This window comes from Mucilaginibacter sp. FW306-07-L, from assembly GCF_058782065.1.
In genome coordinates this window covers 903,327-915,057 of record NZ_JBYSXI010000002.1, presented here as the reverse complement: position 1 = coordinate 915,057, position 11,731 = coordinate 903,327, and the positions used below count along the sequence as shown (strand labels likewise).

The 11,731-nt window shown below is 45.4% G+C and carries 13 protein-coding genes; 12 read left to right on the top strand and 1 reads right to left on the bottom strand.

The window, feature by feature from the left end:
- Positions 1-272: 272 nt before the first annotated feature.
- The 7 genes from AC3WJC_RS14240 (at position 273) to AC3WJC_RS14210 (ending at position 5,238) form a co-directional block, all read left to right on the top strand.
- Positions 273-1,073 carry a shikimate dehydrogenase family protein gene (locus AC3WJC_RS14240; protein WP_492399771.1) on the top strand — a complete coding sequence of 267 codons (801 nt, stop codon included), beginning with the start codon at positions 273-275 and terminating at the stop codon, positions 1,071-1,073.
- The gene (gldD, locus tag AC3WJC_RS14235; RefSeq protein ID WP_492399770.1) at positions 1,070-1,648 is read left to right on the top strand and encodes a gliding motility lipoprotein GldD; all 579 of its coding nucleotides are present in this window, start codon (positions 1,070-1,072) and stop codon (positions 1,646-1,648) included. Before AC3WJC_RS14240 ends, gldD begins: the two co-directional genes overlap by 4 nt.
- Before the next feature lie 108 nt (positions 1,649-1,756).
- On the top strand, positions 1,757-2,398 hold the full coding sequence (locus AC3WJC_RS14230) for an MBL fold metallo-hydrolase (RefSeq protein ID WP_492399769.1): 642 nt from the start codon (positions 1,757-1,759) through the stop codon (positions 2,396-2,398).
- Positions 2,399-2,421: 23 nt separating this feature from the next.
- Entirely contained in the window at positions 2,422-3,648 is a 1,227-nt protein-coding gene (locus AC3WJC_RS14225) for an FtsX-like permease family protein (protein ID WP_492399768.1), read from the top strand.
- Between the two features lie 6 nt (positions 3,649-3,654).
- The gene (locus tag AC3WJC_RS14220) at positions 3,655-4,032 is read left to right on the top strand and encodes a hypothetical protein (RefSeq protein WP_492399767.1); all 378 of its coding nucleotides are present in this window, start codon (positions 3,655-3,657) and stop codon (positions 4,030-4,032) included.
- 111 nt (positions 4,033-4,143) lie between these two features.
- Positions 4,144-4,515, top strand: a complete 372-nt coding sequence (gene rbfA / locus AC3WJC_RS14215; protein ID WP_492399766.1) for a 30S ribosome-binding factor RbfA — start codon at positions 4,144-4,146, stop codon at positions 4,513-4,515.
- 12 nt (positions 4,516-4,527) lie between these two features.
- A complete protein-coding gene (locus AC3WJC_RS14210) occupies positions 4,528-5,238 on the top strand; it encodes a peptidoglycan DD-metalloendopeptidase family protein (protein ID WP_492399765.1) in 711 nt (236 codons plus the stop codon).
- Here the strand turns inward: AC3WJC_RS14210 and AC3WJC_RS14205 are convergent.
- A complete protein-coding gene (locus AC3WJC_RS14205; protein ID WP_492399764.1) occupies positions 5,229-6,380 on the bottom strand; it encodes an acetyltransferase domain-containing protein in 1,152 nt (383 codons plus the stop codon). The two genes, AC3WJC_RS14210 and AC3WJC_RS14205, sit on opposite strands and share 10 nt — an antisense overlap.
- 93 nt (positions 6,381-6,473) lie before the next feature.
- Here AC3WJC_RS14205 and AC3WJC_RS14200 point away from each other — a divergent pair, with 93 nt between their 5' ends.
- The 5 genes from AC3WJC_RS14200 to bamG are packed head-to-tail and all read left to right on the top strand — an operon-like array spanning position 6,474 to position 11,731.
- On the top strand, positions 6,474-7,901 hold the full coding sequence (locus AC3WJC_RS14200; RefSeq protein WP_492399763.1) for an L-serine ammonia-lyase: 1,428 nt from the start codon (positions 6,474-6,476) through the stop codon (positions 7,899-7,901).
- 29 nt (positions 7,902-7,930) lie between these two features.
- Complete coding sequence (locus AC3WJC_RS14195; RefSeq protein WP_492399762.1) at positions 7,931-8,917, top strand: DUF6427 family protein; 987 nt, start codon at positions 7,931-7,933, stop codon at positions 8,915-8,917.
- Positions 8,918-8,962: 45 nt separating this feature from the next.
- Positions 8,963-9,655: a phosphoribosylformylglycinamidine synthase subunit PurQ gene (purQ, locus tag AC3WJC_RS14190; protein ID WP_492399761.1), complete on the top strand. Its 693-nt coding sequence runs from the start codon at positions 8,963-8,965 to the stop codon at positions 9,653-9,655.
- On the top strand, positions 9,655-10,398 hold the full coding sequence (locus AC3WJC_RS14185) for a type III pantothenate kinase (protein WP_492399760.1): 744 nt from the start codon (positions 9,655-9,657) through the stop codon (positions 10,396-10,398). Before purQ ends, AC3WJC_RS14185 begins: the two co-directional genes overlap by 1 nt.
- A complete protein-coding gene (gene bamG / locus AC3WJC_RS14180) occupies positions 10,391-11,731 on the top strand; it encodes a BamG family beta-barrel-assembly machinery protein (RefSeq protein WP_492399759.1) in 1,341 nt (446 codons plus the stop codon). Before AC3WJC_RS14185 ends, bamG begins: the two co-directional genes overlap by 8 nt.

Genomic DNA, 11,731 nt, shown 5'->3' with positions numbered 1-11,731 from the left:
TGAAGCATTACATAGGTATAGTATTAAATTACCATTTTTCGATGCTTTTTAATCCTTTTCGGCACAATATTGCAGGAATTGGTACTTTTTTGCAATCGATGCCAAAAATAATTTAATAGGTGTCTAAACAACATATAATATCGTTAAATGCTGTTTACACCCGTTTTTAGTAATAAGTTATAACATTTGGTTTTAGTACTTGAAATTATACGCGGCACAACGGTATTTATTTATCAATTGCCTATATTAGCCGCTCAATAACAGCTATCCGCATGAAAAAATACGGGCTTATTGGTTACCCGCTTTCCCATTCGTTTTCAAAAAAATATTTTACCGAAAAGTTTGAGCGTGAAGGTATCACCGATTGTGTTTACGATTTGTATCCCATTGAGGATATCAAAGACTTTAACGCCTTTTTGCACCAAAACCCCGACTTGTGCGGCCTTAATGTTACCATACCTTATAAGGTAGATGTAATGGAGCATATCGACTGGTTAGAGGCGGGTGCGAAACACGTTGGCGCTGTTAATACCATACGTATTGATAAGGAGTCGCCCATATCGGTAGCTTTTCAGGGTGAGGTAGGTTTTGGAGGTGATGATTTCCGGCTCGAAGGGTTCAATACGGATGTATACGGATTTGAACAATCGTTAAAACCACTGTTAAAGTCGCGCCACAAGAGTGCGCTGGTGTTGGGCAATGGGGGCGCGGCAAAGGCGGTATATTATGTGCTTAACCAGTTGGAGATACCTTATACTATAGTAACACGCCGCGAGCAACCCGGAACCATCCTGTTTGAGCAGTTAACCGCCGAGATGGTAAGTGAAAATAAGCTGATTATTAACACCACCCCGATAGGCACTTATCCTGATGTGGATGTGTGCCCGCCAATACCCTATGAGGCCGTTACCGATGACCATTTGCTATACGACCTGATTTATAACCCCGAACAAACTCTGTTCTTACAAAAGGGTGCCGGGGCAGGGGCTGATACCAAGAACGGGCATGAGATGCTGATACTGCAAGCCGAAAAGGCCTGGGCGATATGGAACTCCAAAGAAATGCATTTATGAGGATCGCGGCAGTTTTAGCAGCGCTGATACTGTTATTAGCCTCCTGTAGCGATGATCATGATTATTCGCCCAAGCCGAGAGGTTATTTTAGGATCTATTATCCCGAAAAAGCATACCGCCTGTATAACGAGGGCTGCCCGTATAGTTTTCAGTACCCGGTATATGCCGATATATCCGCAGACCCTAAGGCCGCCGACAATAGCTGCTGGATCAACATGAACTTTAAACAGTTTAAAGGGGTGCTGCATCTCAGTTATCAGCCCATCACCTCAAAAAAAATATTTAATGAACTGGTTGAGGATGCCCACACCTTTGCCTTTAAGCATACGGTTAAAGCTACCTCAATTGATGAAGGCTACATAAATTATCCCGACCGTAAGGTTTATGGCTTGTATTACACCATTGATGGCAACGCGGCCTCGTCGGTACAGTTTTTTTTGACCGACAGCACCAAACATTACCTGCGCGGAGCTTTATATTTTAGCAGCGAACCCCGGCTGGATTCTATACAGCCTGTACTCAATTTTGTGAAGCAGGATGTGGACAGGATGATTAAAACCTTTAAATGGAAATAGGTTTATTTAATCTTTCGTTCAGGCAAATAGATAACCTTACTATACATTCATCCAAAAAATACATCTTCGCTCAACCTTTGTCAGTCTAAATTGAATACTTTTGCTGCCATGGCTAAGGTTCAATACTTTGTTAACAACCCTTTTCAAGAAAACACCTATTTACTGTATGATGATAGCGGCGAATGCGCCATTATTGATCCGGGGATGTATACCGGTGCCGAACAAAATGCCGTAGTTAATTTTATCGCTCAAAATAACCTGAAACCGGTGCTGCTGCTTAATACCCATTGCCATATTGATCATGTACTGGGTAATAAGTTTGTGTTTGACCAGTATGGCCTCAAGCCAAAATTTAATATTGGCGAGAGCGTGGTGCTTAACCATGCGCCTGTTAGTGCCCAGCAAATGGGGCTTAATTATCAAAATTCACCCCTGCCGGATGAGTACCTGCCTGAAAGTGGTACCGTTGAATTTGGTAACACGTTGCTTGAACTGATCTACGCGCCCGGCCATTCACCCGCGCATTTGTGTTTTTATGATAAGCAGGATAATATATTGATTGGCGGCGATGTGCTTTTCAGGGGCAGTATTGGCCGTACCGATCTGCCGGGTGGTAATCATGCACAGCTTTTAAAAAACATTCGCGAAAAATTATTTGTTCTGCCTGCGGATTGTACGGTTTATCCCGGTCATGGCCCGGAAACAACCATTGGTTATGAAAAGCAATATAATCTCTTTTTTAACGATTAATACTTAGCACACCGCATCTCAACTTGAACACCTCGGTCTACATAGCCAAACGCTACCTTTTTTCGCGCAAAAAGGTGCATGCCATCAACATTATCTCGGGCATATCCATGCTTGGCGTATTTGTGGGCAGCGCGGCTTTAATTATCATTCTTTCGGTATTCAATGGTTTTGAGAAGGTGATATTGGCACTGTACAGCAATTTTAGTCCGGAGCTAAAGATAGAGGCCAAGCTTGGCAAAACTTTTAACCCCGATACCACCTACTTTTTAAACTTGCAAAAGGATGGGCGCATATTTTCGTACACCGAAGTATTGCAGGAGAAGGTGTTGCTGCGTTATGGCAGCAAGCAGTTCATCGGCACACTTAAAGGGGTAAGCAACAGCTTTTTAAAAAACACCCAGTTAGATAGCACCATCATGTCAGGCTCGTTTACGCTGATGATGGACGGTAAAAATTACGCGGTTGTAGGTACAACCATACAATCAAGCCTTGGGGTTAATGTATACGACCCGAATGCCAACCTGCAAATTTATTCGCCGCGGCGTAATGCTATTGCCGCCGCCAACCCGCTTAATGAGTTTGTGGTGCGCAACATTACCCCGTCGGGCGTGTTTGGCATTCAGCAGGATTTTGATGATATTGTAGTAACCTCGCTCAGCTTTGCACGTGATCTGCTCGACGAGCCTAAACAGGTGTCATCACTCGAGATCAATTTTAAAAAAGGTACCAACATTAACCAGGTGCAGCAGGAGGTAGAGCAGAAGATCGGCAAAGAATTTTATGTAAAAAACAGGGCACAGCAAAACACCGAACTGTATAAGACGTTAAATTACGAACGGTGGTCGGTTTTTATGATACTGACCTTTGTGCTCATTATAGCGGTGTTCAATATTATCGGATCACTTACCATGCTGGTAATTGATAAACGTAAAGATATTGCCATACTCACCAGCCTTGGCGCGGGTAAAAAACTGATACAGGGCATCTTCTTTTTTGAGGGGATGATGATATCGGTAGCGGGCTGTGTAGCGGGTATAATTGTGGGGTTGATATTTTGTATAGTACAGCAACAGTACGGGCTTATCCGCATGGGCGGGGCGTTAACGGTGATCGATGCCTACCCGGTTGATCTTAAAGTGGCTGATTTTGGCCTCGTGTTGTTAACCGTGTTAACCATAGCGGTAATAGCCTCGGGCATAAGTGCCAGGCTAAGTGTAAAAGGGTTAAGTGAAATTAAGCAGGATCTATAAAATTAAATGATGCGTTCATCATCTGTTAAATATGTGTTTTTGTGGTGTGCCCTGATATCGGCAGCCCTGGTTTCGTGCGGCGGTGATCAATCGGGCGATAAGCCTAAGGTTTACAAAGGCCTGTATAGTTTCGGCCCCGAAATAAAATCATTCACCGAATGCGGGCGCGACAAAGAGGTTTGGGTAACCGATAGCTCGGCACAACTGGAGCTGCAATACTCGCAACTGAATTTTGAAAAACCCTACGAGCCCGTATATGTGGAGGTTGAAGGCGTTAAGGTGCCTTCGGACAAAGACGGGCTTGGCGCGGAGTACGATAGCACACTGGTGGTAAAAAAGCTGATCAGGATCACCAAAGAAATTCCGCAGGATATTTGCCATTAACAGGCACCTTAGCCACCATTTAAACAATCAAAAACAAATTAGCGGCTTATAGCTTTTAATATTAGCTTTAAGCTTTTAACCATGCGGCTTTAGCCCTATAAACTTCTTATCATGGAATCAAAACGTCAGCAAAAATTTGCAGGAGTAATTCAACAGGATCTTGCCGCGATATTTCAGCGCGAAGGCGCGGGTTACCTGCCTGATACACTGGTAACCATCACCAAAGTACGTGTAACCCCCGATCTGGCTATAGCACGTGTTTTTTTAAGTTTTTTTAACAGCCAGAACAACCAGCAGGCACTGCAACTCGTAAAATCTCATGCTTCGGAGATCAGGTACAAGTTAGGGGCGCGTATTAAAGATCAGGTTCGCATTATACCGCAACTGGAATTTTTTATTGATGATACCAGCGAGTATGTGGAGCGTATGGATAAGATTTTTGACAAAATTAGCAAAGAGCCGCGCCAGCCTGATACAGAATAAATTATTTTAGCCATGGGAAAAGCATCGGTTACATTGGCGGCACACCTGGCAATTGCTGAGGTGCCCGTTTCGGCAGTAGTTGATTTTGACAGCGGTACGGATAAGCTTTTGCGTATCGACCTTACCGCGGCCAATACCGCCTTAACACCCGAAATAGTTAATGATGTTGAAGCCTTTAACAACTGGGTAAATACACGGCTGGCCGATACTGGATGCCGTTACGGCATAGGGGGCTACCTTGAAAACCGCACGGTTTACAGCAATAAGCAGTTATTTGGTGCCGCAGATAATGAGCCCCGCAGCCTGCACCTTGGTGTTGATATTTGGGCCGGAGCCGGAACGGCTGTACGAGCAGTGCTTAACGGTGCAGTGCATAGTTTTAATGATAATACAGGAGAGGGTGATTACGGCCCCACTATAATTTTACAGCACGAGGTTAACGGACTAACCATTTATAGCCTGTACGGGCACCTAAACCGTGCTTCGATGCAAAAAATACAATTGAGCCAGCAAATACATGCCGGACAAAAAATAGCGGAGTTTGGCACCGCCAGCGAGAACGGCAACTGGCCGCCGCACCTGCACTTTCAGTTAATGCTGGATATGCAGGGTAAAGAGGGCGATTTCCCCGGCGTGTGCAAGCCATCCGAAAAAGCGGCGTACCTGGAAATTATTCCTGACCCGAACCTGCTGCTCAATTTTTTGCCCGAGGATTACAAATAACTCAGCCACCAGTGCTTATGCGTCATTTTATACTTCATGTACCAGCGGCATGGGAAGTATAGCATAATTACAGCCAGCAGCCACATCAGGTAAACAAAGTATAACGGAGCGCCACCCTGGGCTTTAGCGCTGTTGTTGCCTGATGTTACGATCAGATATGCAATAAAGGCCATCAGGCGCAGCAGGTAAAGGTGCAGTATATAATAAAACATGGGCACCCTGCCAAACACCACCATAATATTGGTGAAACGGTTGTTGGCATACTCAAACGCGGCTAACAGCAGGTTACATATGCCCAGGGTTACCAGCAGATAATCTAACGACGGCGGGTATTTTTGTACGTTGATGAATGACAGGATGGTACGATGCCATACGCCCTGGTCTGTCCACGGGTTCAGATCGCCATATACATTGATGTATCGCAATATCACAAAAAGCCCTAAACACGAAAGCCCTATGGTTACCAGCAGTCGTTGCCTTTTTGCCGGGTCGAGCTTAAAAATGCTGCCGAACACATATCCCACAGCCATAACACCTATCCAGGGGATCAACGGGTAGAGCACGAATACTTTGGTATAATCTGTTAGTTGTATAATGCCCTGCACGTGTAAAATGCCCCAAACGGTTCCCCAGGGAGCCTGTAACTGATCGGCCTTAATGCCATCCAGCGCGTTATGGCCAAATATCATGATGAGCCCAAAGGCGGCTATCACGGCACGCGGCAGATAGATCAAGCCGGCCAGCACCATCATGCTGATACCTAATGCCCAGATCACCTGTATAAACACAAAATCGAACTTAATATTTAAAGCCCAGCCCAGGCGGATAATGGTTAACTCCAATATCACCAGCCATATGCCGCGGCTCAATAAAAACTTAGCCGCCTCGCCCTTGGTTTTACCCCTGCTAAAGGAGAGAAAAGCGCCTGTACCCGCCAAAAATACAAAGGTAGGCGCGCAAAAGTGGGTAATAAAGCGGGTGAGGAATAATGATGTGGAAGCCTTTGTTAGATCGGTCGGGTCAAACTGCTGGGGCATAAAAAAATCGCGGGCATGGTCTAACGCCATGATCACCATGATCAGCCCGCGCACAATATCAATCGAGTCGATCCTCTTTTTAGGTTGAACAACAAAATCGGTCATTGTAATAAAGTTTACTGCAACTTACATAAAACTATCTATATACAGAGCGATAATTTAATTTATAGCGGTACGATATGTAACTTCGCGGTTCAGATGCAAAGAGAGCAGATTTCGGTATTCGATATATTCAAGATAGGCATAGGGCCATCCAGTTCGCACACTTTAGGGCCATGGCGGGCGGCACAGCAGTTTGTACAATTGCTTACTGATGCCGGTGCTTTACCGCAGGTGGTGCAGGTAAAGGTGTTGCTGTATGGTTCGCTGGCTAAAACCGGCAAAGGCCACGGTACCGATATTGCCATATTGCTTGGCCTGAGCGGCGATGACCCGGTTACCTTTGAGGTTGACCAGGTTGAGCCAAAGGTAAATGAGATCATTGAATCGCGCCAGTTGGTATTGGGCGATGTACGGCCTGTTAGTTTTTATAAGGATGAGGATATGCTTTTTCTGTTTAGCCAAAGCCTGCCTTTTCACCCTAATGCCGTTACCTTCCAGGCCTTTTTAAGCGATGGCAAGGCTCTATCTGCCACTTATTATTCTATTGGCGGAGGCTTTGTAGTAAAAGATGGCGAGGATAACAATGCCAAAACAGAGGTTGATCTGCCTTTCCCCATCGAAACCGCTCAGGATCTGCTGATCTGGTGTATGAAAACCGGCCTCAAAATATCAGAGGTAGTGATGGAAAATGAGCTGGCCTGGCGCACCGAATGTGAAACCCGCGCGGGCGTGCTCAACATATTTAAGGTGTTAAAAGAATGTATGTACCGGGGATGCCATACCGGCGGCTCACTGCCAGGTGGCCTCAATGTAGCGCGCCGTGCCGCCAGCCTGAACAGGCGGCTGACCAAAGGCATGCCTTATACCAATTACGAGGAATGGGTAGGGGTGATCAGGCAAAGCGGTAACAGCTTTCAAAATATACTGGACTGGGTAAGTTGTTTCGCGCTGGCGGTGAACGAGGAGAATGCCTCGTTTGGCCGGGTGGTTACGGCTCCTACCAATGGCGCGGCGGGGGTTATACCTGCGGTGCTGCAATATTACATCGCTTTTTGTGATGGCTTTAGTGAGGATAAAATCATCAGGTTTATGCTAACGGCCTCAGAGATAGGCAGTATCTTTAAAAAAGGCGCAACCATATCCGCGGCGATGGGCGGTTGCCAGGCGGAGATCGGCGTATCATCAGCCATGGCGGCGGCGGCACTTACTGAGTGTTTGGGCGGCTCGCAAAGGCAAGTGCTAATGGCTGCTGAAATCGCTATGGAGCATCACCTCGGCCTAACCTGCGACCCGATAGGCGGCCTGGTACAGGTGCCCTGTATCGAGCGTAATACCATGGGGGCCATCAAAGCCATCACGGCATCGCAACTGGCCCTGCAAACCAATCCCGATAATGCCAAAGTAAGCCTTGACGCGGTTGTAAGAACCATGTGGCAAACCGCGCAGGACATGAACTCGAAGTATAAGGAAACATCAGACGGCGGACTGGCCGTAAATATCCCCATCAGTTTGCCTGAATGTTAATCCGGCAGCATAAGTAAAATAACAGCACCATGATCAATATATTCCGATCGTACAACCCGATAATGATACTGTGGCTGGCAGTGCTGGTGTTTGTTATGCGCATTGGCTACCTGGTTAACGTGCCCGATCAGTTAGAGTTTATCTTTGTCGAGTCGTTTTCGCGCCTGCTGGTGCCGGTATCTTACGAGTATGCTTTATCGCCGTTTTTTAATGTGCTGCTGGCGGCATTGCTGGTTTTTATTCAGTCATTGCTGCTTAATACCATGGTTAACTATTTTAACCTGCTCAACAAACCATCGTACATGCCGGCGCTCATGTATATTACCGTATCGGCCCTGTTTACGCCTTTTTTGAGATTGAGCGCCCCGCTCATCTGTAATTTTTTGGTGTTGTGGCTGCTCTATAAACTATTTAGCCTGTACAAAGGCACTGAAGTAAAATCCACCTGTTATGACCTGGGGCTTATTACAGCTTTAGGCTCATTAATTTACCTGCCATTCAGTTGGGTATTCCTCGTAGCTTTTATCGCGCTCATTATTTTCCGGCCGTTTAACTGGCGCGAATGGGTGGCGGTGATCATCGGTTATGCCACCGTATTTTTCTTTTTAGCGGTAGTGTATTTTTGTAATGACAGGATAGGTCGTTTTTCAAGCATTTGGCTGCCGCTGGCCAGCAAATTTCCAACAAGCATCAGCATTAATAATTATACTTATACCCTACTTATACCGGTGGTATTGATACTGGCTATATCGGCCTATAAACTGCAGCAGGGATTTTTTAAAAGCTATGTACACATCCGCAAATCATTCCAGTTACTGGTGGCTTATTTTGTGGTGGCCGGTTTATCATTCTATGTAAAGCCCGAGTTTCAGCTTAACCATTTTTTACTTTGCGCTGTGCCTGTGGCCATTACTTTTGCTTACTATTTTTTGCATGCCACCAGCCGCTGGTTTTACGAAACGCTGTATTTTTTGCTGGTAGCAGGCATTATTTACTTTCAGTTTAACACTTTTTAACTATAATATTCGTCCAAATTTGAGCCGTTATGTTAGCTTTGTAACATGAAGTTTGGAGTTGTTATATTTCCAGGGTCCAATTGCGACGAAGATATTATTTACGTACTGGACAAAATTTTAGGCCAGCAGGTAGTTCGCCTTTGGCATAAAGATCACGATTTGCAAGGTTGCGATTTTATTGTTTTACCGGGTGGTTTTTCATTTGGTGATTACTTACGTTCAGGCGCTATTGCCCGTTTTTCGCCTATTATGCAGGAGGTTATCCAGTTTGCTGCGAAAGGTGGTTACGTAATGGGTATATGCAACGGCTTCCAGATACTGACCGAGTCCGGCTTGCTTGAAGGCGCTTTGCTGCATAACAAAAACCGTAAGTTCATCTGCCGTAATACCTTTGTGTTACCGCAAACTCAAAACTCATTACTTACCGCGCAGATTGATGCGCAGCGTGTACTGAAAATTCCGGTAGCGCATGGCGAGGGTAACTACTTTGCTGATGCGGACACCATGAAATCAATAGCGGATAATGACCAGGTATTGTTCAGGTATTGTGACGAAGCAGGTAACATAACCGATGATGCCAACCCTAACGGTACCCTGCAAAACATAGCGGGTATAACCAATAAAAACCGTAACGTGTTCGGCTTTATGCCACACCCGGAGCGCGCCGCTGACGCGGTTTTGGGTAACGAAGATGGTTTGGCTATTTTTGAATCCATACTCTCACTGGTGAAGGCCTAATGGCTAACCTTGTAATTGATATAGGGAATACGCTTACCAAGGTTGCCGTTTTTGAGCAGCAACAAATGCTCGAAACCGGCCATTACGCTGATGCTGATACCGCTTTGTTTGATGAATTGCTTAACAAGTATAGCATAAACAAAGCCATTATATCATCAGTAAAAAAGGATACGCCTTACTGGCTCTCTGTATTAAATACCAGGTTAACGGTAGTGCATTTCAGCGCTGCAATGGCCGGCGGAATAATCAATCATTACCTTACACCACATACGCTTGGGCTTGACAGGGTTGCCGCGATTAACGGCGCGGTATATTTGTACCCCCAAAAAAACAGCCTGGTAATTGATGGCGGTACCACCATTACGTATGATTGGGTTGATGCCGGCGGAAATTATTTTGGCGGCAGTATATCGCCGGGGCTAAATACCCGTTATAAGGCTTTAAACCATTACACGCAGGGGCTGCCGTTGGTTAACGCTGATGCCGCTTTTGATATGGGTTACGGTAACAGCACAACTACCGCCATACAATCAGGTGTGCAAAACGGATTAAAATACGAGCTTGAGGGCTTTATTGAGGCTTACAACAATACTGATAAACAACTAAACATTATACTAACCGGCGGCGATAGCGATTTTTTTGATACTCTGTTGAAAAATAGCATCTTTGCCCCCCAAATTAATATTGAACCTAATTTGGTTTTAATAGGATTAAATGCCGCATTACTACAACATAATGATTAAATACACTAAGCTATTTATTACGCTTGTTCTTGTTATCAGTGCCATTGGCGCAAGCGCTCAAAACGGTGCAACCACAAGTTCGCCTTACTCACGTTATGGTATTGGCGATATTGACCCGAACTGGACACCGCAAATGGCGGGCATGGGCGGTATAGCCGTCGCTACAAATACCATAAGCGGCTTTGCAACCATCAATACCATTAACCCGGCATCATATAGCGCTATAGGGCTAACTACTATTGATGTAGGTGTATTTGGCAGCAGCCTTAAATTAACCCGCGACGGGCAGGGCTCACAAAAAAATACCAACTTCAGGCTTAATCACTTACTGTTCGCTTTTCCGGTAACCAAGCGTTCGGCCATTAGTTTTGGTTTGCAGCCTTATAGCCAGCGTGGTTATGAGTATACCCAAACACAATCAAACCTGGGTACTACCGATCCGGCTGATACCAATGCCGTTAATTTTAAATACAGCGGCGAAGGCGGGCTTACCAAAGCGCACATTGGTTATGGTTTCGGCATTGGCCGCCATTTAAGTTTTGGTGCTAATATCTCCTACATATTCGGTAACATGAAGGATTATCGTGTAACCTCTATCCCCGGCATCTACGGTGCTTTTGATACCCGTATTGAGCAAAGCAGCAGTGTGCGCGGGCTTGCTTATGATTACGGCGCGCAATACATGGTTAACCTGGGCGAGCGCAATACCCTTACTTTTGGTTACTCAGGCTCGGCACCAACTAAGTTGAGCATACAAAACAGCACCTACGTATCGCACTTTACAAACGGTACCGATGGCAGCCAGAACCTGCCGCTTGATAGCGTTGTGAAACAGGATAATCCAAAATCAGATCTGAAAATGCCATCTATTAATAGGTTCGGCCTCGCTTTTAAGGCCGGCGAAAGGTTATTGATCGGTGCTGATTATACCATGGGTAAATGGTCAGATCTTTCAGCCGCAGGCGAAGGTTATGAAACCGTTGGCCAAAACATGAAGGATAGCAAAACCTATAACATAGGCGCGCAAATTACCCCTAATGTTAACAAACTTAATAACTACTGGGCCCTGGTTGATTACCGTGTAGGTTTTATGTATAACCAAACCAACCTGCGTGTAAATAATACGGATATTACACAGTATGCCGCAACTTTTGGTTTAGGTTTGCCATTGCGCCCAAGCCAAACCAGCGCCAGCTATTACAAAATAAATGTATCAGCTGAGATTGGTAAACGCGGCGCGCTTACCAACAGCCTGGTAAAGGAGAACTACATTAATATCCGTTTAGGTTTTTCACTTAACGATAAGTGGTTTACCCGTTACAAATTTGATTAA